This window comes from Candidatus Rhodobacter oscarellae (assembly GCF_001078595.1).
Lineage (GTDB): Bacteria > Pseudomonadota > Alphaproteobacteria > Rhodobacterales > Rhodobacteraceae > Rhodobacter_B > Rhodobacter_B oscarellae.
The window spans coordinates 3,815,482-3,836,601 of sequence record NZ_LFTY01000002.1; the positions used below are offsets into that span (position 1 = coordinate 3,815,482).

The window sequence follows — 21,120 nt, forward strand, 5'->3', positions numbered from 1 at the left end:
TTGTCTTTTGAAGCCATGCGCAGGGTTCGGCCAGCCGCGACCCCTGACACAGCACCGAGCCGATACGAAATCGTTTCCCATCAAGGTGTTGGGGTCGATGCCACGTGTCACAATATTCCGCCGCGCATCAACGGGTGCCATTACGACACCATGCACGGACGCAAGCATCTCGATGGCCTCCGCCTCAATCAGCGTCAGGGCCTGACCCCAGCGTCCCTCAGGAAACCTGCATTTTCAGCAGGAGGACGTCACCGGTATAGTATGGCTGACAGGGATGGCCTCGCACAGGACTGCGGGCGTCTTCAACATACCCCGATCTGGCATAAAGTCGGGTCGCACCGATGTTTTGCGCGTAAACCTGAATGCTCAACTGGGTGTACCCTGCCGCCAACGCTTGTGTCTCGGCGGCACGGAGCAAAGTTGTGCCAATTCCGTGGCCGCGAAAGCGGGGAAAGACCGCCAGGGCGTTGATGTACCTCGTGCCGACCGAGCGGCGTTCCAAGGCCACAAAGGGCGCGATGGCTGCAGGCAATCCATCAAGGTCACCGTCCGGGGCCTCGTCAATGGGTTAGCTCAACACCATCCCGAGCGTGGTGGCGGCTGAACATGCGATGCGCGCGTTTCGGTAGGAGAACCCGCCGCGTTCTCGTCCGGCGCGGTCGCTGCCTACTTCAAGCACAGATTTTGTGTCACTGGCGGCTTGGATCAGAGCCATGCGGGGATGCCTTCTCCGGCGATGTCGATCAGTTTGGCAAGGTCTCTTGCATCCCTCGCGGACGCGTCGGTGATTTCGTGTTTCTGTGAAGATTGCAGGTTTCGTTCCTCTTAGATCAGGGACAGCCCGAACCCAAAGCGGGGTCCGGACTATCTTTTTTTCTGGTGGGATCGACCCTAATTGAGCGGTCCGACTGGAAAACCGGAATCCCATTCGGCGTGATCGGTTTCGTCCACGTGAGGGTCGTTCATCGCTGCCTGTTCACGGGATGGGATGTCGATTGACAGGCGAACTCCGAAGCCATCGGTCATGCCGAGCAGCACCTGGCTCATTTCACCTGTGATGTTTGCAAAGCTACCCGTACCGCCTGTGATTGCACGAGGTGCTTCGACCCCGATATCGGCCAGCTCGGCGCCTTGATTGATCAGGATGTCGCCGTTCTCGAACTCAAACACCTGCCGCGTGATGACCATCGCGCCGGTTGTGGTGCGCGCGCCGTCGCCGACAAAAAAGCCGTCGCATGTCCAGCGCCCGATCACCTTGTCGGGATAGGCAGGACTGCCATCTGCAAGCGTACCTTCAGCACCGCCATCAAGCGTGCCATCTTCATAGATGTACCCCTGCGTGACGAAGGCGTTCCCGAAGGCAGGCATGCCATCTTCGAACACGGGCTCAGAGGCGAAGATGAAGAGGCTGAGGTCTTCGGCGACGTCAAATGACATAGGCGCGCCGTTGGCAGCGGCCATGTTGGTCGTGGCAAACAGGGCAAGTGTGGTTAGGGTAGATTTCAACATTTCAGAATTCCTTTTTTGGATTTGCGTTAAAGTCAGCGTTACAGAACACGTGCGGTTGAGACCGCACACGGCTGTTGTTGTGAGCACGAAAAGGCGTGCTGCATTTAGAGGTTTAGGTTGCGGACGTGGCTGCGCAGATTGCGGCGATATGACGGTGATCCGTCCCACAACACCCGCCCATAACGGTTAGGTTGGGCAATCGAGGCAGAAGACCGGCGTAAAGCGCGCCAAGCTCGTTTGGGTCCCCATCATCAAGCGTGTCTGATGCGTCAAGCTCCGCGTGGCTCATGCGAGACGCGTTGGCACGCAGCCCCATGATCCGGGACGTCCAGTCGCCTTCTAAGACATGCGAGAAGTGGTCGGGATGCGCGCAGTTGATCATGAAGTAGGCCGGATACGCATCCGTCGCTTCATCTACCGCGCAGATCGCTTCAGCCAACGTCTCGCCGGATGGCAGTTGTCCGTTCGTCTCCACGGTGAAGGCGATTGAAATCGGCATGCCTTGTGTCTTAGCGACACTGGCGATGCCGATAGCCTCATCCGCATAGGTCATGGTGATCGCAGACACCATGTCAGCGCCAAACTCATCGAACCAGCCGACCTGGGCGGCGTGATAGGCTTCGGCTTGGATGGCAGACATGACATTTGTCGGCGCATACCCGTCATCTTGTGGGCCAATCACACCATTGATGACGAACGGGCTCTGCGCAGTCTCGTATTGGTCCCGCAATCCGGTAAGGGAGCAGATCACCTCGCGATGGACTGCCCGAAGGTCTGCATGCGTCATTCCCAATTCCGCAGCCCAGCGTGCGCTTGCGCGCCAGGTTGGGGTATCCATGATGAATCCACGATTTGCATCGACGGCAATTCTGGCAAAGCGGGCCATATATGCGTCCATGGCGGCGATCCCAGCATCGGTCTCCAGCGCCTTGAACGCAGCGAAAAGGGGCAAGTCGATCCCGTCATGAAAGATGAGCGTGGTCTCAAGTCCGCCATCCGTGATCATCTGCTTGCCAGCCATCTGAGGCAGTGCATTGCGGTACTTCATGGTTTGTCCTTTCGGTCGGAAGCCTCGAGTGAGGCGGGTTGAGTAGAGACCTAAAGAACGGCGTCACGCGTTGCTTGAGATAAACCTGAGAAGAGTCTGAGATTTTGCAGAGCTTTCCCCCGACCGCGCATTTGAGTACTCTTTGCCCCATGAAGATCGAGATTTCAGATGCCCGGGTCGACTTTGATCGGATGACCGCAGAGCGCGGCGATGATCAGCGTCGCCTGACCCGGCAAACGGCTGGAATCTTGCGCGCCCTTGTCGATGCTGACGATCAGATCGTGAGTAAGGATGACCTGATTGACCGGGTCTGGGACGGACGCATCGTGACCGACGCAACATTGTCCACGGCCATCAAGGAGGCGCGGCATGCGGTCGGCGACACAGGTGCCGATCAACGAATCATAGAAACCGTGCACGGCATGGGCTTTCGACTCAGGACCCCCGCTCGGCGCATTGAAACGTTGCCAATTATCGAGCAGGATGCACCTTGCCTACTGGTTCTGCCGTTTCGCAATACAAGCGCCGATCCCGATGCCCGGTTCATACCTGAAGGGCTGACGGATGAGATCATCACCGGCCTGTCCAGATTTCCAGACGTGAAGGTTCTTTCGCGCACCACATCCGATGCGGCTCAGACGGCAGCATTCGATCCTGCGCAAATGAAACACAAATATGATGCCGACTTTATTGTGGAAGGCAGTGTCCGACGAACCGAAACGCGCTTGCGGGTCAGCGTTCAGCTTGCCTCGACACAATCGGGTTCTGTGCTTCTGTCCGAACAAATTGATAGCGAGGCGACGGTTCAATCGGTCTTCGATGTTCAAGACCATATCGCTCAAATCTGTGCCGCGCGTATGGCCGGTCCCCACGGGCCGGTTGCACAAGGCAAAGGAGGGTTCGCGACAGAACGGGTTCATCACGAAAGTTGGACCCTCTTTCGCCTGGTCGCTGATTTCCGCAGATACTATCGCACATATGATTTCCAACTGCATGCCGCGCTGCGCGACGCATTTCCACCCGCTCTGGCGCGCCATCCGGATGCGTCTGACGGGTGGGCCGCCTATGCGGTCCTGCTACTTGAAGAGTTTCGATACCACGTCAATGAACGCGCTGATTTCGATGCGTTGACCCCTGCAAGTGAGGCTGCCGAAAGGGCGGTCGCCGCTGATCCGCGCAATGCTTTTGCACAGACGGCGCTTGCGATGTGCCGCCTCTATGTCATGGACATCGCCGGGTTCGACGAAGCCGCGGACAAGGCTTTGGCTCTCAATCCCGGTAACTCGGACGTACTGTCCGAGATCGGTCACTGTTATGCATTCATCGGACGAGAGGCAGAGGCCATCGCGCTCCTTGACAAGGCGATCGAGTTATCCCCTGAACACCCGGGCTGGTATCACTTTGCCAAAACGTGGCGCTATGCGCGCCTCGATATGTTTAACGCAGCCTTGCTGGAACTGCAGCGCCACCCCATGCACGGCTTTTACTGGTACCATGCGCATCTTGTGTGGCTCCATTCCGCCTGCGGCGATCATGCAGCCGCCCAATCTGAGGCGGAGATATTGCGCGACGTGTTCCCGGCGTTCGAGGCCCGCGCTATGGACGAGCTTGCGATGTGGGACGCGAACCGCGATCTAGTGGCATCCGCGCTTGAGCATTGGGCACGTGCTGGTCTCAATATCGTCGAGACAGCAGACCCGGCCACGGCCATATAGCGACAAGGCCAGTGGCCAGGATCGTCAACCCGAGACCCGGGTAACCCGTGATCTGCAGAATGAGCGCGCCAGCGAGACCGCCAAAGGCAAACCCCAGCAAGTAACTCGCCATGGCCGCTGGCGCTCGATCTTGATGGGAGGAAATGTAGAGCGGAAAGAACAGAAACAGAAAGAACCCGTTGGCCAGAATACTCAGGCCGAGCAAAGTCAGGTTCGGCGAGACGTAGCTGGACGCGCCAGTGACGGCCGCGGCCAGCAAGGCAAACGTCTGCAACCCCGTCCCGTAACGCGATGGAAGCCGCCCTGCCAGAAATGACCCAATTGCGCCGGCAATCAGGCTGAAGAGAAGCCAAAGTGCCAAGCCGCCCTGCGTGCCGATTGATTGGCCGTATAGCTCCAGAAAACTCCAATAGGCGCCCATCATGACGAAGAACGGTACAAATCGAAGCGGTAGCCCGGCAGAGGATAAATGTTGGTCTCGGCGGACCGTGATGGAAGCGTTTTCGGACCTCGCCAACAACAGGATCAGGGACGTGCCTGCAAGTATCCACATAACGTTCAGGGCAAATGAGAACAGCGCGAGATAGATCGCAAATGAGACGCCAAGACCAAATGTGAGCGCCGTGCTGACAAGCTCCAAGGGGCTTTCCACCTTTTGCAGGCCACGCAGCGCCCGTTTCGTCGCAAGACCAAGCGCCAGGCCCAGCAGGACACAACACAAGCCAAGACCAATCACCGGGAGCCGCTCGCCAAGGGCGAGGATTGCAAAGGACACCGGGATGCACAGCCGAGCGGCGTAGTCAAATCTCCCTGAAATCGGCCCCACGCACGCCACTGCAGCCGCCAGCAGGACCAGACTTCCAAACCCGCCCGCCAAGGGTTCTGACACCTGCTGATGGCTTGCCAGTTCAGCCAGCCAGACCGGCATGGTGTTGATGACAATCGCGCCAAGACCAAGAGGTATCAGGATCGGGAGGGGCTTCATGTGGGGCGCTTTCTTTCGGAAGTGGGCCATCCATCATCGGCTTCTTTGCGCCGCCACCTTATCCCAAAGTCAGCCACGCTGACGACGGATGATTTCATTCGAAATTCTGTGAGGATGAACCTTCCAACATGCCTGAATGGATTGAGGCTGTTTTCAAATTAAAAGGTCAGCTTTGGGCCGTCCTTGTCGCGGCATCCAGTTCGATCTGACCGGATGCTGGGCTGCATCCGAGGTCCCCAAGGAGCCCACTGCGGAAGTCTTCGAAACGTGCTGCGTTTGCATGCAGCATGGAAGTCACTTCAATTGCGAGACTGCGGACGCTTCTGAGCGGCTGGTAAGCCAGTCATTGATGTTCGATGCGGCGCAGACGGACGCTGCCAAGGGGATCTTATGCTCAAAGTAAACATCTTGGTTGGTCAATCCCTTTTCTGGTTCATCGAAAACAAGACGGCCACAAGGACGATCAGTCCCCCAACAAAGGTTGTTACACTTGGTGCCTCTGAAAGGATCAGGAAAGCCAGGAGCGGCGCAAGAGGTGTTTCCAAAGCGCCGATCAACGCCGCCTGTCCAGAAGGAACCCGCTTCGACCCTTCCGCCAGTGTTACAGATGCTATAGCGAACAGAAGACCAAATGCGGCCAAAACACCGATTTCTACAGGACTGGTGCTGAATGGGGTCCCCAAGAGCAATGCTGGCGGGATCAAAAACATGGATTGGATCACTGACGGGCCAGCGCCGGGCGTATGGGGATACTTCCTGTAAATCACCATAATTGTCGCCATCGCCGTCGTCATCACAAGCGCGAGCAAATCGCCTTGCAAATTCACCGCACCTACAGAGCCCGACACAATCACCAGCACCCCCAGGAAGGCGGCGATTGTGCCGATGACAGTCTTCGTCGTCATTCTCTCACCAATGAAGATCCAGGCGAGTGCTGCCGCAATCAACGGGGCGACAGCATAGATCAGAGCGACATTTGCCACACTGGTCAGTTTGAACGCCGGAATAAAAGCAGCGGTTCCAAGAGCCCCGATAACGCCGACAGCCCAACCGCTCTTCTTCATTTCGAAGAAGTTATGTTTGAAAGTACCCTGCTGCACCGTCCAAAGGGTTGTGAACCCGGCTGCAAAAACGCCGCGCCAAAAGATCACGGCCCATGCCCCAGCAACAACGCCTTTCGTGAAGATGCCGGCCGAGCTGTAAGTAACCGCTGCTGCGACCAGCAGGATGACGCCGAGCGAATAGTCAGATCTTGTTTGTGTGGTCATCGGCACCTCGCATCGAAGTTGTTTTCTTTTCCGAAACAAGCACCCGCGGCACGTCAGAAATAGCAAGAGCTGAATTCGAGCACCACCGGATTTCGCACACGCGGCGAATGTCAGGAAAGCGGGCTGCGGCTGCAGCATCGAGAACCAATGTCAAGAGTCCGGTATGGGCCATGAGCAACGGCGGCGATTTCAATCCATCGTGTACTGCAACCGCATGACCGAAGTGAGCCCAGCGAGATCCTCCTCTTGCAGTCAAATTCGGCGTGCAACGTCTCTCCAATACGGCTCGCGAAGCCTTGGCTTGAACACTTTGCCGCTGTCCTCGCGCGGCAATGCCTCGTGAAAGTCCACAATTCGGGGATGTTTGAACCGTGCAAGTTTTCCGTCCAAGAAATTTAGGACTTCAGCCACGTTTGGATCCCAATTCGCGGCAGGCTGGATCGCCGCAACGACTTGCTCACCGAATTCCGGGTCAGGTGCGCCAAAGACGGCCACATCGTAGATAAATGGCGCACGTAGAAGTATGCCTTCGATCTCGGCGGGAAAAACATTGGCACCGACTGAGACGATCATATCCTTCTTGCGATCCGTGATGAAAAGGTATCCGTCTTCGTCCAGCCAACCCAAGTCGCCAACTGAGTAGTGCCCGTGTTTCTCGACATCCGCGCGAGCCTCGGGATCGTTGGAATAGTCAAACCCACCGAATGCATCCTGGCGGACATATATCTCACCAACCTCACCTGGCGGCAGCTCATTACCTTCTGAATCAAAGATCAACACCGACGCGCCCAATTGCATTCGGCCCGCCGTTCCAGGTCGTTCGAGCGCCTCCTCGGAGGAAACCATCGTCATAAAGCCAATCTCTGTTGCGCCATAGCTTTCCCAGAATACGGGTCCCCACCATTCAATCATTGCGACCTTGAGGTCATGCGACCACGGAGAGCCGGTCGAAACGCAAAATTCCACTGATGAAAGGTCATATTTGTTGCGCACGTCCGCTGGCAGTTTGAGCATCCGGCTCATCATGGTCGGAACCAGATAGATGTGGGTCACCCGTTCCGCCTCGATCATGGCAAGGAAGCCCTCAGCATCAAATTGGGGCGCCAAGAGCGTCGAGACACCGGATGCCACCATCGCCGCGCTTACAAGAGTGGACGGTGCCGAGTGATACAGTGGCGCAGCAGTAAAAAACTTCGCTCCCGGCCTTAGCCGCAGCATCTCAGAAGCGACCCTCTGCAATACAATCTCGAAATCTTTTCGCAGGCCGGTTTGCAGTCGCCGCACACCTTTGGGCTTACCAGTCGAACCCGAAGTGTAACGTAAAAAGGGCCGCATAGCCGTGCGGTTCTGCAAGGGTGCCTGCGCCTCAACGTATACGTTCCATTCCGGGAATTGGGCGCCGTATTTTGCTTGCTCTGGACCTATTCCAAAGCCCTCGCAAAGGCTGCGGGTCGGACAAACGCCAACGATCTGGCGCCCCTCTAATGCTGGAAGTAGGCGCTCGAGAAGACCCCGATGAGTAATCACGAGACGCGCCCCGCTGTCGTCACAGATATCTGCAACCTCTTCTGCGGCCGCGTGCCAGTTTAGGGCGACGATTACCGTCCCTGCCAGCGCAGCCGCACGCATGATTTCGAGTTGGGTTAGATCATTTCGCATGATGATCGCGATGGGTACATCCGCCCCGGCACCAAGCGCAATCAACGCGGCCGCTCCTTGAGACGCGCGCGACTCGAACTCATCGCGATCAACACGCGTTTCAGAGTCCGTAACGAATGCGGGATCAATTTGGTCGGATTGGCTCATTTAATCCCCCGGCAGTCTCGCGTTCTAAATAACAGATCCCTTAATGGAAGTCTTTGATGCATCGCTTTTCCTGATCAGAGGTCGATGGATTAAAATGCGGCCCGATGTATACGAACGGCAGGAATGCGAAAGCTGCGTTGCAGCAATGTGCCAGCTAACGAATGGCTCGTTCGGGCCGTTCGTTTGCCTCCGGACCCGCCAATCTGTCGAGATTTCGCGCCGCCTCCAATGGCGGCGAGGAGTCCACTTTGGCCGTGAGAAGTCGACCTCAATTGACCTCTCGAGGAATGCGGAAGCCCTTCAGGCGGGGCATGGCGGTGGGTATCTTCGTAAAGACCGCCTATGCCAAGGGTCGCGTTTGAACACGTTGGCAATGCCACTGAATGTTCCCTTTGCTATTGAGACCGGGTGTTTGTGCCAGCGGATAGCTTCCGCGTTCTTGCGGTGCGTTGATGTTTGGATCACTCTATTCAAATTTCAATAGCGAACCAAAACCCGTCGCCATGCACATGCGTTCCATCCCGGAGCTTGCATTTCGTATCCTCACTTTCGCGCCTTTCGCCTGCGCGAGCTTGGCCGCGACAAAAAGGACGCTGCAGCCCGCTCTGGTAAATGATGTGACGGCTTCTGTGTTGATCGTGACGTCTTCGGTTTTGCCCCTGACGAACTCGACAAGCTGGTCATAGATCTGACCCGCCCCTCGGCTATCGAGTTGGCCCACCAGATAGGCCTGTCTTGGAGGTTTTAGGATAATGTCCATGACTGTTTAATCCTCGAGTCTGAATTGGAAAGTTTGGAAATCTCTTGGTCGATGAGAGCCTGCCTGGCCGCACGACGAGCCCCCGCAATTTCCAGACCCCCGGGTGTTAAATCCGACCGGCATAGACCGATATCCGCGAGCTCATAGTCCTGCAGCGACCGCAATTCGGCGATTGCACGCCATTCTCGGCCTGCTTCAGTGCTTTCTTTCGCAATATCTCTGCATGCGTTCCAAGCTTGAAAGATTTTGTCCCACGCATTTTGCAATTTCGACACGGTATCTGAGGTAACGAATGCCATAGGTATTCTCCTGGGGTTACGGGCGATTGCGCCCAAATTGGTTGATTGGTTTTTTGTCTCGTGAGCAGTTTGGCGCCGCATGTCGCATCTGATGCCAGCGGCATGGGATGGACCGGGATCGGCGGCTAGGCCATCACGCTATGCCTCTGTTTTTGCATCGCGAGTCGCGCCAGCATTGTGGCCCCTGTCGCAAGGCTCAGGACGTCAGCCCCAAGTGCGATCCAGGATTCGACAAAGAAATCATGGAGCGACCAGAATATGCCGCCGACAAGGATCAAAATTCTCATCGCCCATTCATTGGCTTGCACGCGGCCCAGTGCAATCAGCGCCATCGCCGCAATGCACAAAGCAGACGTTGGCCCGTTCCAGAAGTATATCCCGCCCGCAACGATCACTGGGATAAGGCCATACCCGAACCGGTTGAAAGATCTGCTTTGTGTCGCGAAGATTGCAGCAAAGGTTTGAGCCGACCCAATGATGTTGAGCAATGAAGGCGCGAACAGACCCATCAACGCGTAATGAGCGGCGAACGCCAAACCGGCGCCAAGCTGGGCTAAGAGTATCTGGTGCCGTGACCTAAACAATGGCCAAGTCGCCAGACACACAAAGGCAAACAAACCGGTGATCGTGACAAGCTGATCAGAAAAAACGAACTGCGACATTAAAGAAACCCTTGCCAAAACGGATCTCTGAGAGTGGATTTCCGGCTGCGAGCGTTCGTAAGATCAGAGCGCGTCAAGCCGATGTCGGCCAACATTTTGTCGTTCATACCCAACAGCGCTTGGCGCTGCCGACGAGCGCGGTTCGCATCGCGAAAGCGATGCAACCACCTGATTGCCCAAGCTCCTACTTTCGTGATGGGTTTGCCCACGCCAAGCGAGCGGGCTTCATGGTGCTGCAACATACGTGCGTCTCCTTCCTATCTGGGGCCGGTGTTCCGGCTTGGATCGAGGGCACCATGACGCCGCGCTGGGAACTGGCCGTTTCAGCAACGTTCCAAAACTGTGAAAAATCTGCGATTATGGGGTGGGATTGGACAATTTGCGGTCCGCGCCATGCATAAGTGGCCCCGATACGCGCAGAAAAAGTACAGCCAATGGAGTGGAGGTCCGATCTAATTTAGAGTGCCAATTGGAGCGATCGGATATGCAACAGCCAATTTCGCAACCGGGCGCGGCGTTCCTGCAGGTGTTAGGATATGTGGCGCTTTCGGACCGAAACGGAAATGCCATCGCGACTTCGACTCGAAAGACTTTATGGGTCCTGGCATGCATTGCCACCCGCCAGGATCGTTGGCGGCGGGATCAGTTGGCGTCACTATTTTGGGATGACCGGCAAGAAGAGCAGGCCCGCGGTAGTCTTCGCAAATCGCTGTCAGAACTCCGCAAAATGCTGGGTTCAGACGTGATCGTCACGACCAATCGCGAAGTTTGGCTATGCGATGGGGCCCTCGAGACGGATCTTGGTCGCCTGCGTAAACTGGCCAGTCTAGGTGCGACTCTGGATGCCGGTCCGCTCGGCTCATTTTTTGCCGGCGAGTTCATGCCTGAATTTGATCCGACCGAGCCCTCGGTCTGGCTCAATGAGATGCGCTCGGAAGCTCGGGATATTGCGTCAGATATCCTGACGAATTCCATCGAACATTTGTCCAAAGAAAAAAGTTTCCGGAAGGCTTGTGCGCGGGCACGGGACCTTGTTTCCCTGGACGCATTTAGCGAGGCCAATCACAGACGATTGATGCGACTATACGTTCTGGATAACGAAACCTCCAAAGCTGCCGCACAGTACCGCGAGTGTCAGCGATTGCTGCGTGCGGAACTGGGCGTCGAACCTTCCATAGCCACCCGTGAACTTGCGGCCCGGATTTTGTCTGACCCCGGCGAAGAAGTCACCGAATTCAAGCCGTCAAAAGTGCCATCCGATGACGCCGGCCCGGAGCGACAATTCGGGCTGGAACGCGCGCAGGACGTGCCCGAAATACCATCAATCGCGGTTCTTCCATTTGATAATATGTCGGGCGACCCAGAGCAGGAGTATTTTTCCGACGGAATTACCGAGGACATTATTACAAAGTTGGCCCAGCTTCGCTGGCTATTCGTGATTGCCCGAAACTCGACCTTTGTCTACAAGAACAAGCCCGCCGACATAAAGCAGGTCGGACAGGAACTTGGGGTTCAATATGTTGTAGAGGGCAGCGCCAGAAGGGTCGGGAAACGGGTTCGGGTTACGGCTCAGTTGATCGAGACCCTGTCGGGCAATCATGTCTGGTCGCAGAAGTTTGATCGAGATGTCGGCGACTTGTTTGAGGTGCAGGACGAAGTAACTGACACTATCTGTGCCTGTGTTGGTGTAGAGTTGTCTGAAAGTGAACGGCGTAGATCGCGGCGCAAACCCGCAGATAACCTTGATGCATGGGACCTCTATCAAATTGGCATGTGGCACGCCAATAAGTACGGTCGCGAAAACCTGAATCGAGCTCAGGAGTACCTACAGCAAGCGATTGAACGATCGCCCTCCTTTGCGCGCGCATATGCCGGTATCGCCCATGTTATTTCAGCCGGTGTCATTATGGGCACGACATTGAACCCGGCGCAGCAATTGGCGGTCAGCCTCGATTATGCACAGAAGGCCGTCGACCTAGACAATCGTGAGGACCGGGGGTTTTCCTCGCTTGGACAAATCCAAATACTGCTCGGCGACGGAGACGCCGCAATCACGGCGCTTGAACGCGCGGTTGACATCAACCCATGCTCAGCGCGTGCGTACGGAGCCCTGGGTTGGGCGTTGTTGTGGTTTGGCAGAGCCCAGGATGCGGTTGCTCCATTGGATCGGGCTTTGCGTCTTTCACCGTATGACCCGCTTCGTTGGCTAATTCTACACTACCGCAGTTGTGCCTATTTTTATTTGGGGCGGTATGAAGAAGCACTTCAGGATGCCAAACGAGCGGCACAATCAAAAGGCGACGAGTTTTGGCCATATCTGGTGCAAGCGGTGTCTTATGCGGCGCAGGGTTCAAAAAAACAGGCCAAAGCGGCTTGCCAGCAAGCCCTTGATTGCGACCCCGAGCTGACCATCGCAAAGGTAGAGATGCTCCTAAAAACACTGGACGACGCGTATTGTAGTATTTCGATCAATACGCTTCGCCGAGCAGGTTTGCCCGAAAAGTAAATTTGACTCTTTGTTCACAGCCCGCAGTTCGGCAATACCCATCGCTATCGCTTATCCGCTCGATCCTATCGACGCGCGGTAAGCGTTTGGTCTGGCCGCTCTGTTGCGGGGTGATACGCCCAGTTACGCTGCTGAAGCAGCGCAACGCCAGCGACGGCAAGGTCTACCTGCCGCGCGACCACAACTACTTCGACGCCCGCCCGCGATTCGGGTTTTTGACCTGCCAAAGCTCGGGCCAGACGGGACCAGCTAAGCTCTAAGGAATGGAATCCCTTACCTTTCCGCGCGGCAGGCGTTCACAAATGCGTGCGTCTCGCGTGAACACATTTTCAACCCGTCGCGTTTGGCCTAACGCGTCACGAAATTTCAGGATGCATTCAATGAATTTCACATTGGCAAACTGGCAGGTGCGGGCGGATTCACGCACGGCCCAAAGAAATGGAACCACCGTCACGCTGTCCCCCCGCGCCATGGGCGTGCTGGCCGCTCTTGTGACTGCTCAGGGGCATGTCGTCAGCCGCTCCGAGCTGTTGGACAAGGTGTGGCCGGACGTGATCGTTACAGATGAAAGCCTATCGCAAGCGGTGGCCGAGATCCGACGCGCCTTGCAGGACAAAGGCGTCATCGCAACGGTGCCAAAGGCGGGCTATTGCTTGGCGCAGCCCGTCTTGCGGGACGTGATAACGCAGCCGCTTAGCGACCAGGCGTCCATTGGGGCGATGAACCTCGAAGCCCACGCTCTCTGCCTTGAGGCGCGCAACGAGATGGTGCGCTGCGGGCGGGGCTCAATCGAACGCGCCGACGCCCTGACCGCCGAGGCCGTCGAGCGCGCTCCAAACTGCCCACGCAGCCGCGCCGAGCGCTCGATCTCGCTGACGCGCTCACACACTTATTGGTCCGAGGGACAGCATCGCCTTCACGAGGCGCAATCCGAGGCTCAGCGTGCCATAGAGCTGGACCCACAGATGGCTCTGGCGCATTCCGCGATGGGCTACGTGCTGGCCATGGCCGGGCATTGGGAGGCGGCTGAGGCTGCGCATGCCAAGGCGCTGGCGCTGGATTTGCGCGATCCCATTGTCCTTAACAACGCGGCTTGGCATCTTTTGTCTCGCTGGAGCACGCGCGCGGCGGTGGCTTACCTCGAAAATGTCAGCGCTTTGGAGCCCGAAAACATCAAAGGCTTCCTCATCGCGGCGCAGCTTTGCAGGTCCTTCGACGCAGCCAGATCGCGCCGGAACGCAGAGCGCGCGCTGCGTCGTGCCCGACTGCGCCTGGAAGCTGATCCGACCGACGCGCGCGCGTTGAGCGCCTCAGCAGTGACCATGGCGCTCTTGGGAGAGGCATTGGCCGCGGCCTCTACGCTAGAACAGATCGACGTCCAAGGCAGTCCGCTAGCAATCTATCACGCCTCGGCCTGGGCGGTATTGGGCGAACAAGAGCGCGCCGTGACGCTGCTAGAAGAGCTCTTTGACCACGGCTGGCGCGACACCTACTGGCTGGACGCGGACCCGGCGCTGGCGTCGCTCGCATCCCATGGCCGGTTTCAGCGGATTCGCGGCCAATTGGCCGTGGCCTAGGGCCCGTGGGCAATCACCAGACCGACTCAGCGCGAGACAGATTTTGCTCTGTGCCAGGCATCTGGCGTGCATAAATCTTGGGATTTTCAGCGACAGATAACGCAGCACAGGGCAAAATCTGCCGCGCCCCTTTGGGGTTTCGCGAATTTTCGCCCAGCTTGCGTTATCTGAGCTTGAAATAGGCGGCTATTGCAGCGCTCAGATGCCTGATCTGGACGAAAATTCGCCTGAAACTGAGACGTTCTGGTGATTGTCCACGGGCCTTCATCTTTTTCAGAACTCTTTCAGAACATCTTCAGGCCTTTCGGCGCCCCGCCCCATACCTCCTGGCCCATGACGTCGCGCATCCCGCGCGACCAAATTGGCAAGGAGAGAGATTATGCCGCTCGCACTTAACAGCACCGCCCCGGATTTCCTGGGCAACACGACCTTTGGCCCGCTTTGGCTGCACAATTGGATGGGCGACGCCTGGTGCGTTTTGTTCTCGCACCCCAAGGACTTCACCCCGGTCTGCACCACCGAGCTGGGCGCGGTGGCCAAGATGCAGCCCGAGTTCGAGCGCCGTGGCGTCAAGCTGATCGGGCTGTCGATCGACGGGGTTGAGGACCACACACGCTGGTCGTCCGACATTGAGCACTTCTCAGGCACCGCATTGACCTACCCGCTGATCTCGGACCCTGAGTTGAAGATCGCCAAAATGTACGGGATGCTGCCCGAGGACGCGGGCAACAGCGCAGCCGAACGCTCTGCAATGGACAACGCCACCGCCCGCACCGTCTTCGTGATCGGGCCGGACAAGAAGATCAAGGCGTCCGTTTCCTACCCGATGAACACGGGGCGTGACTTTGACGAGATCCTGCGCGTGGTGGACAGCCTGCAATTGACCGCGCGGCACCAACTGGCGACGCCTGCGAACTGGCGACCGGGCGAGGACGTGGTGATCACCCCCGCTGTGACCAACGAGATGGCGCAGGAGCGCTTCCCGCAGGGCTGGTCGAGCCCGCTGCCTTACCTGCGCCTCGTCGGCGCGCCCGCATAAATTTGCTGAGAGGACTGAGAGATGACGTTTGATATGACACGGCGCAGCTTTGGGCTGCTGACGCTGGGCGCGGTTGCGGCCTTTGCCAGTGGCCCGGCCAAAGGCGCGATGGACTATGCAAACCCGCGGCTTTTGGAGCGCCCCGAAGCACTGCTGGCCCAAGCGCTGGACGGCGGCAATGGTCGGCCACGCTACGAGGGTGAGGGCACAATCCTCGTGGATGTGCGCCCACGTGAGGACTACCTGGCGGGCCACATCCCCGGTGCGCGTCACTTGGAACCCAATGCGGTTGTGGCCGAACACAGCCCGGTCTCTGGTGCGCTGAAGCCCACTGGCGAGCTGAACACGTTGCTAAGCGCCCTGGGCGTTTCGGCAATGCGTCGCGTGGTTTTCTACGATGATCGGGGCGGCTTTCATGCGGCGCGGATGTTCTGGCTCTTGGAGTATTTAGGACACCGGGATGTGGCTGTTCTGAATGGCGGGCTCTCGGCTTGGGTCAGTGCCACAGGATCGCTGGTTGAAGGCGCTGAGGCGCATGACAGCGCGCAGTTCCAGGCGGCGCCGAGCCCGCGCCGCTATGCCTCGGCCGAGGACGTGCTGGCGCGCCGCGGCGACCCGTCAGCGGTGCTTGTGGACGTGCGTCCGCCTTCGATGTTCGTCGAGGGGCATATCCCCTGGGCGGTCAACGTGCCATGGGCTAAAAACCTGAGTGAAGACAGCCGGTTCCTGCCCGCGGAGGCGCTGCGCGCGCATTTTGCGTCCCATGGCGTCTCGCCGGACAAAAAGGTGATCATGCATTGCCAAGTCGGGCTCGCCTCGTCGCACAGCTATGTTGCGCTGCGCTTGCTGGGCTTCCCGTCGGTGCAGGTTTACCACCGCTCTTGGGCGGAATGGGGCGCGGACCCTTCACTGCCTTGGGCATAAATCAGGCCTTCTCTAAGTCGGACCGGGCACACTCAGGCAAGTGCTCGGTCCCTCACATGAAGGTCTCACCCGGAGGGCAACTGCACCGGCGTCCGTAGCTCAGGGTTTGTGTCTGTCACCAGCTGACCACCATTCGATGGCTATCAGCTCAAAGTATCATTTAAGTTTGCGTCGGAAACCGGCCATTGATCCAAGGACGGCTTTGTCCGCGACTTGTTCATTGGAAAATTGGAAATGCTGCGCTTTCGATGGAGGTCCGCTTTGACGGGCCGCATTGCAGCATTGGCAACATGAGGTCAAAGGCGGCTCTGGGCCGTCCTGGACGGTAGCTCGGCTACGTTGACCGATGAATGCTGCACCGCATCCGAGGTCCGCAAGGAGCCCGGAACGTCCGATGCTGCACGTTTTACGAAGGTCGGCTTTAGCAGCTCTCATGGCTCGCCAGGACAAATTCGTTGCTGGTGCTTGGGCGTTAGCCTTACAACAATATGAGATATGACGATAAGCCCTACAGGACGAACAATTGAAGCATGATGTACTCAGATATTTACGATGCTTTGAATCGGCTTCACGGCTGCTGAGTTTTACGAATGCCGCCGAAGAACTTGGCATCACACAAAGCGCGGTCAGTCATCAGATCAAAGAACTATCATTGCGATGCGGATTTGCGTTATTTGAACGGCGTGGCAACGCTCTCGCACTGACTGACAAGGGCGTCCTGTACGCAGAGACAGTCCGCAACGGACTAGGTCTCCTCGAAAACGGTTTGTCGCAGCTCCAAGCAGATAACGACAGAACAGACATTTTTATCCATTGTGACCCTGTTCTGGCAAACAAATGGCTGTTGCCTCGGTTAGATCGACTAGAAGCACAATGTCTGTCATCAACGCTTAAATTGGTCTCTGTCGGCGACGCGAATGGTGCTGATGTTGTCATCGGGTTTGAAGAAATCATCCGCTACGAAACCATAAGCGTGGACCATGACGTCTGCCTGCCAGTGTGTAGCCCCGATATTTTCGAAGTCGGCTCGAATAGCCTTTCGTCGCCAGAATTTCAGTCAGAAACGGCGATTACACTGGGTGAGGGAACACGCGAGCGCCAGTTTGGAATGTCTTGGTCCGATTGGCAGGCGCATTTTGGAAACGACACAACGCCAAGGGGCGATGTAGAAAACCACGCTACTGTTGAGCTTGCTTTGCAGGCGGCTGTTCACGGGCGCGGAGTGGCGCTTCTTCGTCAATGTGTGGCCGATGACGATCTTAGAGCAGGTAGATTGGTGGTCGCTTCACAGCAAAAATTGCCAACCAATGTCCCAATTTTCTTTTCAATTGATCCAGATGGCCCTAACGCCGCACTTTGCCAGCGACTGCGCGATTGGCTGATAAATGAAATGAACACAGTGTCATCGTCCTGATGCGCATGAGTTTATCTCATCCCACTATGAAAAAAGACCATTCGGCGTGTTCGCTTTTGCGGGCTATGAAATCGGCATGTTTTCAAAGGTGCCGATATGATCAAAGAACCCAAAGCCCTCACTGTTTGTAAGACTTTTCTGCGACCAACCAAGGCCCAGATCGCAGCTTTTCAGGATGTCCCGACGGGCCATGTTGCGGACGCTTTGGGCGGCGTAGGTGCGATGTCCACCACTATAGCGCCAATAGGTGGGGGACACAGCATGCCTTGTGTCGCTACAGGGCCAGCGGTGACGGCAGACAACAGACCGGGCGACCTTCTTGCAACACTGGCGGCGCTAAGCATCATTGAACCGGGCGATATTCTCGTAAATGCTGTAGCGGGCTATCAAGAGTGCGGAGCGGCTGGTGATCTGGTCATGGGGATGCTGCGCAATTCCGGCGGCGCGGGGTTTGTCACGGATGGCCCGGTGCGCGACCGCGATGGAATTGTAAGAGTAGGGCTTCCAGTTTGGTGTACCGGCTTGAACCCAAATTCACCTATGACTTCTGGGCCAGGCAGGGTTGGACTGACAATTCAGATCGGTGGGCAATCGGTTAGCAGCGGCGACATGATCGTCGCAGATCAAGACGGTGTTGTCGTAGTGCCATTTGCCTCGATCGACCGAACGCTCGGAAAACTAGATGGTATCCGCGCCTCGGAATTGGCCTACGAGGCGGAAATCGCGGGCGGACGTAAGGCTTCCCAAAAAGCAGTGGATGCATTGACGGATGGCCGTACAGAGTTCGTCTGATGGATGACATTGAGAAGGGAAAAACGTTAGCGCCTTGGAAAGACCTTTTAGTTCGCCAGCACGCCGCATCCCTGCTTATTGTTTGTACCGCAGTCGTTCTTCATGCGGCAGACGGGCTTCTTGTGGCGACGATGCTGCCGGTTATCGTCGCAGATATTGGCGGCACAAACCTTATCTCGTGGGTCGTCATGCTCTATGAGGTGGGTTCGATTACCGTTGGAGCCGCAAGTGGCTTCATTTTGGTGCGAATGGGCCTGCGTGTCCCGATGGCACAATCGGCTTTCTGTTTTTCTGCGGGATGCGTGGCTAGCGCACTCGCCAGTTCGATGCCTATCATGCTTTGGGGGCGTGTGCTGCAAGGCTTCGGTGGCGGGGGTTTGATGGCCATGTCCTTTGTTGCCGTAACGCTCCTTTTCGAAAGAAGGTTGCGGGCTCGCGCAATGGCTCTCGTCTCAACAATGTGGGCGGGGTCTGCCTTCCTTGGGCCACTTATGGGCGGACTTTTCGTTGAACTCGCCAGTTGGCGAGCGGCCTTTTGGACATTCGCGTGTTTCGCAATGCTGCTCGGTCTCTTTATCTTCTGGGCCGCGCCAATTCGATCCAAGCCGGAGACCGCGAAACAAGGACTGCCTGTTGTCAGACTCGCGGTATTGATTGCCGGTATCCTCGCAATTGCTTTTGCGGGTGAAGAAATTCACCTATGGCGAACGCTACCGCTCATCGGCACCGGGCTTGGACTTTTGGGTATTTTCTTTTGGCAGGATGCGCAACATTCCAACACGAGACTTCTTCCAGCCTTTGACCCAAGGCTACGAGATCGACCCTCTGCAATGATTCTTCTCGCGGCTTCATTCGCCGCTGCTACAATCGCCATTGGTGCTTTTGCTCCGTTTTTTCTGGTGAATTTGCATGGATTTACGCCATTGCAAGCTGGATACTTGATCGCGATTGAGGCGGTTGCATGGGCCGGAACCGCAGCACTTGTCTCTGGTCGGCCCGAGACGTCTGACGCTCGGATGATCAAAATCGGTTTGGTAACCGTTGCCATAGGAGTATTGGGGCTCAGCGTTAGCATGGCGAATGGACCAATTGCATTGATTGGCTTTGCTGCGCTTTTGCAAGGCGCGGGTTTTGGCATGGCTTGGACCCTTATTCCACGGTTCGCGACCCAAGAGCTGTCAGTGAATGAAAGCGCCGTTGTCGTGGGTGCATTGCCGACCGTTCAACGTATTGGCTATGCAATCGGGGCGGCACTGATCGGTGTGGTAGCCAATGCCGCAGGTATCGAGTCTGCTGACACCAATTTTGCAGCAACGGCAATCTTTACAGCGGGAATCCCGATGGCTTTAATAGGCTTGTTCGCACTACGCAGGTTTTGCGCCTCAGATTCATAGCAGTCATTGAAATAAAAATGCCGAAAGGCCGTCTTGTCCGCATAGCTGCTGCCGGGAAATTCTTTGGCGGCCATTAGAAGTCGGAAATTTTCACAACAAAAATTTAAACCCCTGAGATCATATATGGTGCCGCGCGATTTCCCCCGTTTGGGGGTCAGCGTCGTATCGTGCACCATAGCGGTCACCTTCCGCCACCGGGCCGGGCTCCATACGGCTCCCGCCCGCGTCTCATTGAAGCAGGCTCTTGCGAGACGTCTCATGCCTCCTCTCATCGCTGTCTTACAAAGTTGGCACTTGAATATTTGAGACAATCGCCCTACATCGTCTAGGAGCTCAATGAGACAGACGTGGGAATGACTGATGATTGTCGGATATGCCAGAACCTCCACCTTGGACCAAACCGCAGGGCTTGAAGCGCAGGAGCGCGAGCTTGCCGGGGCAGGGTGTGAGAAGGTGTTTGTGGAGCAAGTCTCCTCGGTGGATGTGAAGGCCCGTGAGAAGCTCGCTGAGGCCCTCGACTACATCCGTGAGGGTGACACCCTAGTGGTGACCAAACTGGACCGTCTGGCTCGCTCTGTGGCCCACCTGTTGGAGATACTAGAAGAGGTGACGGCCAAGGGCGCATCCCTTCGCATCCTATCTATGGGCATCGACACAGGTACCGCTACGGGCAAGCTAATGCTGACCGTCTTGGGCAGCGTGGCAGAGTTTGAACGGTCCATCATGTTGGAACGCCAGCGTGAGGGCATTGCCAAGGCCAAGGCAGCGGGCAAGTACAAGGGCCGGAAGCCCACCGCGAGAGCCAAAGCGAAGGAGGTGCTAGGGCTTCATGCGGAGGGCGTAGGGGCGACTGAGATTGCCCGGCGCGTGGGCATCGGCAGGGCAAGTGTTTACCGCATCCTTGAGGAGGTGTGACGATAGGTCAGGGAGGTCGACTTATGTTCGGACGCTCGCTTGCGCTGCCCTGTATCAGTCTTTTTCGGCTCAGGTGGCGTACTTCTGAGCGTCCTCCTCGGCCATCTCATACTGCCAAATACCGGCTGACCGAAACCGCTCGTAAAACTCTTCGTCATACATCGCGGCATCCAACAGGTTGCCCGCGTTGCCACTCTTATTCGCAGACCAGATCACCGACATACCGATGAGGCCGGGAATGAACCACCACCATGCGCTGGTGAGGCTGAAGTAGATCGAGACAATGAACACCCCGATTGCCAGCCAAGAATAGAAATGGAAGGCTGCAGCTGAACCGCCCTTGGCCGGGCCCGCGCCTGCCGCTATGGCCTTCGTTGCAACCTCGTTATCAATCCCAAGGTTGACCTTCCCGGCCTGTCTCAAGACCACATATTCCGGGTGGCTAATTATAACTTCGCCCGTTGTGAAGATTCGCTTCATTGTCTGCTCCTCGTACTTTTGGAGGCA

Annotated in this window: 22 protein-coding genes; 10 read left to right on the forward strand and 12 right to left on the reverse strand. The window is 56.9% G+C overall.

The annotated features are described in order from the left end of the window. Positions 1–217: 217 nt before the first annotated feature. The 3 genes from AIOL_RS26375 to AIOL_RS22970 form a co-directional block, all read right to left on the reverse strand. Positions 218–508: a GNAT family N-acetyltransferase gene (locus AIOL_RS26375; RefSeq protein ID WP_369094746.1), complete on the reverse strand. Its 291-nt coding sequence runs from the start codon at positions 506–508 to the stop codon at positions 218–220. 383 nt (positions 509–891) lie between these two features. Further along, positions 892–1,509 carry a hypothetical protein gene (locus AIOL_RS22965; RefSeq protein WP_049645112.1) on the reverse strand — a complete coding sequence of 206 codons (618 nt, stop codon included), beginning with the start codon at positions 1,507–1,509 and terminating at the stop codon, positions 892–894. A gap of 112 nt (positions 1,510–1,621) precedes the next feature. Then, positions 1,622–2,557: a homocysteine S-methyltransferase family protein gene (locus AIOL_RS22970; RefSeq protein WP_049645113.1), complete on the reverse strand. Its 936-nt coding sequence runs from the start codon at positions 2,555–2,557 to the stop codon at positions 1,622–1,624. A 149-nt stretch (positions 2,558–2,706) separates the two neighbouring features. Here AIOL_RS22970 and AIOL_RS22975 point away from each other — a divergent pair, with 149 nt between their 5' ends. Continuing rightward, positions 2,707–4,272 (forward strand): winged helix-turn-helix domain-containing tetratricopeptide repeat protein, encoded by a 1,566-nt coding sequence (locus tag AIOL_RS22975; RefSeq protein WP_049645114.1) that lies wholly within the window; start codon positions 2,707–2,709, stop codon positions 4,270–4,272. Here the strand turns inward: AIOL_RS22975 and AIOL_RS22980 are convergent. The 8 genes from AIOL_RS22980 to AIOL_RS26380 all read right to left on the reverse strand — a co-directional run bounded on the left by AIOL_RS22980 (position 4,232) and on the right by AIOL_RS26380 (position 10,294). Then, positions 4,232–5,257 carry a hypothetical protein gene (locus AIOL_RS22980; protein ID WP_152912658.1) on the reverse strand — a complete coding sequence of 342 codons (1,026 nt, stop codon included), beginning with the start codon at positions 5,255–5,257 and terminating at the stop codon, positions 4,232–4,234. The two genes, AIOL_RS22975 and AIOL_RS22980, sit on opposite strands and share 41 nt — an antisense overlap. A gap of 416 nt (positions 5,258–5,673) precedes the next feature. Further along, positions 5,674–6,525 carry a DMT family transporter gene (locus AIOL_RS22985; protein WP_160314552.1) on the reverse strand — a complete coding sequence of 284 codons (852 nt, stop codon included), beginning with the start codon at positions 6,523–6,525 and terminating at the stop codon, positions 5,674–5,676. Next, the gene (locus tag AIOL_RS26045; protein WP_235439142.1) at positions 6,503–6,697 is read right to left on the reverse strand and encodes a hypothetical protein; all 195 of its coding nucleotides are present in this window, start codon (positions 6,695–6,697) and stop codon (positions 6,503–6,505) included. Before AIOL_RS26045 ends, AIOL_RS22985 begins: the two co-directional genes overlap by 23 nt. Before the next feature lie 80 nt (positions 6,698–6,777). Further along, positions 6,778–8,331: an AMP-binding protein gene (locus AIOL_RS22990; RefSeq protein WP_049645117.1), complete on the reverse strand. Its 1,554-nt coding sequence runs from the start codon at positions 8,329–8,331 to the stop codon at positions 6,778–6,780. Between the two features lie 466 nt (positions 8,332–8,797). Next, positions 8,798–9,091, reverse strand: coding sequence for an STAS domain-containing protein (locus AIOL_RS22995; RefSeq protein WP_049645118.1), 294 nt, complete (start codon positions 9,089–9,091; stop codon positions 8,798–8,800). Next, on the reverse strand, positions 9,076–9,390 hold the full coding sequence (locus AIOL_RS24675) for a DUF1127 domain-containing protein (RefSeq protein ID WP_160314553.1): 315 nt from the start codon (positions 9,388–9,390) through the stop codon (positions 9,076–9,078). The genes AIOL_RS22995 and AIOL_RS24675 overlap by 16 nt, the downstream gene beginning before the upstream one ends. Before the next feature lie 125 nt (positions 9,391–9,515). Beyond that, the gene (locus AIOL_RS23000) at positions 9,516–10,052 is read right to left on the reverse strand and encodes a YgjV family protein (RefSeq protein ID WP_049645119.1); all 537 of its coding nucleotides are present in this window, start codon (positions 10,050–10,052) and stop codon (positions 9,516–9,518) included. After that, on the reverse strand, positions 10,052–10,294 hold the full coding sequence (locus AIOL_RS26380; RefSeq protein WP_049645120.1) for a DUF1127 domain-containing protein: 243 nt from the start codon (positions 10,292–10,294) through the stop codon (positions 10,052–10,054). The genes AIOL_RS23000 and AIOL_RS26380 overlap by 1 nt, the downstream gene beginning before the upstream one ends. Before the next feature lie 242 nt (positions 10,295–10,536). Here AIOL_RS26380 and AIOL_RS23010 point away from each other — a divergent pair, with 242 nt between their 5' ends. The 9 genes from AIOL_RS23010 to AIOL_RS23045 all read left to right on the forward strand — a co-directional run bounded on the left by AIOL_RS23010 (position 10,537) and on the right by AIOL_RS23045 (position 20,613). Next, on the forward strand, positions 10,537–12,558 hold the full coding sequence (locus tag AIOL_RS23010) for a BTAD domain-containing putative transcriptional regulator (RefSeq protein ID WP_049645121.1): 2,022 nt from the start codon (positions 10,537–10,539) through the stop codon (positions 12,556–12,558). 110 nt (positions 12,559–12,668) lie between these two features. Then, positions 12,669–12,818 (forward strand): hypothetical protein, encoded by a 150-nt coding sequence (locus tag AIOL_RS25625; protein ID WP_160314554.1) that lies wholly within the window; start codon positions 12,669–12,671, stop codon positions 12,816–12,818. Between the two features lie 120 nt (positions 12,819–12,938). Next, the gene (locus tag AIOL_RS23015) at positions 12,939–14,135 is read left to right on the forward strand and encodes a winged helix-turn-helix domain-containing protein (RefSeq protein WP_160314555.1); all 1,197 of its coding nucleotides are present in this window, start codon (positions 12,939–12,941) and stop codon (positions 14,133–14,135) included. Positions 14,136–14,514: 379 nt separating this feature from the next. Further along, complete coding sequence (locus tag AIOL_RS23020) at positions 14,515–15,174, forward strand: peroxiredoxin (protein ID WP_049645123.1); 660 nt, start codon at positions 14,515–14,517, stop codon at positions 15,172–15,174. A 21-nt stretch (positions 15,175–15,195) separates the two neighbouring features. Next, positions 15,196–16,098 (forward strand): sulfurtransferase, encoded by a 903-nt coding sequence (locus AIOL_RS23025; RefSeq protein ID WP_049645124.1) that lies wholly within the window; start codon positions 15,196–15,198, stop codon positions 16,096–16,098. A 523-nt stretch (positions 16,099–16,621) separates the two neighbouring features. Continuing rightward, a complete protein-coding gene (locus AIOL_RS26180; protein ID WP_082152755.1) occupies positions 16,622–17,512 on the forward strand; it encodes a LysR family transcriptional regulator in 891 nt (296 codons plus the stop codon). Between the two features lie 96 nt (positions 17,513–17,608). Beyond that, positions 17,609–18,304, forward strand: coding sequence for an RraA family protein (locus AIOL_RS23035; protein ID WP_049645126.1), 696 nt, complete (start codon positions 17,609–17,611; stop codon positions 18,302–18,304). Then, a complete protein-coding gene (locus AIOL_RS23040; RefSeq protein ID WP_049645127.1) occupies positions 18,304–19,698 on the forward strand; it encodes an MFS transporter in 1,395 nt (464 codons plus the stop codon). Before AIOL_RS23035 ends, AIOL_RS23040 begins: the two co-directional genes overlap by 1 nt. Before the next feature lie 360 nt (positions 19,699–20,058). Beyond that, on the forward strand, positions 20,059–20,613 hold the full coding sequence (locus AIOL_RS23045; protein WP_049645128.1) for a recombinase family protein: 555 nt from the start codon (positions 20,059–20,061) through the stop codon (positions 20,611–20,613). 69 nt (positions 20,614–20,682) lie between these two features. Here the strand turns inward: AIOL_RS23045 and AIOL_RS23050 are convergent, their stop codons facing one another. Further along, positions 20,683–21,093 carry a hypothetical protein gene (locus tag AIOL_RS23050; RefSeq protein WP_152912659.1) on the reverse strand — a complete coding sequence of 137 codons (411 nt, stop codon included), beginning with the start codon at positions 21,091–21,093 and terminating at the stop codon, positions 20,683–20,685. Positions 21,094–21,120 lie beyond the last annotated feature (27 nt).

Bases quoted from the DNA above. Each gene is read 5' to 3' on its own strand.
- AIOL_RS22965 (WP_049645112.1), bottom strand. From the start codon at position 1,509: ATGTTGAAATCTACCCTAACCACACTTGCCCTGTTTGCCACGACCAAC.
- AIOL_RS22970 (WP_049645113.1), bottom strand. From the start codon at position 2,557: ATGAAGTACCGCAATGCACTGCCTCAGATGGCTGGCAAGCAGATGATC.
- AIOL_RS22975 (WP_049645114.1), top strand. From the start codon at position 2,707: ATGAAGATCGAGATTTCAGATGCCCGGGTCGACTTTGATCGGATGACC.
- AIOL_RS22980 (WP_152912658.1), bottom strand. From the start codon at position 5,257: ATGAAGCCCCTCCCGATCCTGATACCTCTTGGTCTTGGCGCGATTGTC.
- AIOL_RS22985 (WP_160314552.1), bottom strand. From the start codon at position 6,525: ATGACCACACAAACAAGATCTGACTATTCGCTCGGCGTCATCCTGCTG.
- AIOL_RS26045 (WP_235439142.1), bottom strand. From the start codon at position 6,697: ATGGCCCATACCGGACTCTTGACATTGGTTCTCGATGCTGCAGCCGCA.
- AIOL_RS22990 (WP_049645117.1), bottom strand. From the start codon at position 8,331: ATGAGCCAATCCGACCAAATTGATCCCGCATTCGTTACGGACTCTGAA.
- AIOL_RS22995 (WP_049645118.1), bottom strand. From the start codon at position 9,091: ATGGACATTATCCTAAAACCTCCAAGACAGGCCTATCTGGTGGGCCAA.
- AIOL_RS24675 (WP_160314553.1), bottom strand. From the start codon at position 9,390: ATGGCATTCGTTACCTCAGATACCGTGTCGAAATTGCAAAATGCGTGG.
- AIOL_RS23000 (WP_049645119.1), bottom strand. From the start codon at position 10,052: ATGTCGCAGTTCGTTTTTTCTGATCAGCTTGTCACGATCACCGGTTTG.
- AIOL_RS26380 (WP_049645120.1), bottom strand. From the start codon at position 10,294: ATGTTGCAGCACCATGAAGCCCGCTCGCTTGGCGTGGGCAAACCCATC.
- AIOL_RS23010 (WP_049645121.1), top strand. From the start codon at position 10,537: ATGCAACAGCCAATTTCGCAACCGGGCGCGGCGTTCCTGCAGGTGTTA.
- AIOL_RS23015 (WP_160314555.1), top strand. From the start codon at position 12,939: ATGAATTTCACATTGGCAAACTGGCAGGTGCGGGCGGATTCACGCACG.
- AIOL_RS23020 (WP_049645123.1), top strand. From the start codon at position 14,515: ATGCCGCTCGCACTTAACAGCACCGCCCCGGATTTCCTGGGCAACACG.
- AIOL_RS23025 (WP_049645124.1), top strand. From the start codon at position 15,196: ATGACGTTTGATATGACACGGCGCAGCTTTGGGCTGCTGACGCTGGGC.
- AIOL_RS23035 (WP_049645126.1), top strand. From the start codon at position 17,609: ATGATCAAAGAACCCAAAGCCCTCACTGTTTGTAAGACTTTTCTGCGA.
- AIOL_RS23040 (WP_049645127.1), top strand. From the start codon at position 18,304: ATGGATGACATTGAGAAGGGAAAAACGTTAGCGCCTTGGAAAGACCTT.
- AIOL_RS23045 (WP_049645128.1), top strand. From the start codon at position 20,059: ATGATTGTCGGATATGCCAGAACCTCCACCTTGGACCAAACCGCAGGG.
- AIOL_RS23050 (WP_152912659.1), bottom strand. From the start codon at position 21,093: ATGAAGCGAATCTTCACAACGGGCGAAGTTATAATTAGCCACCCGGAA.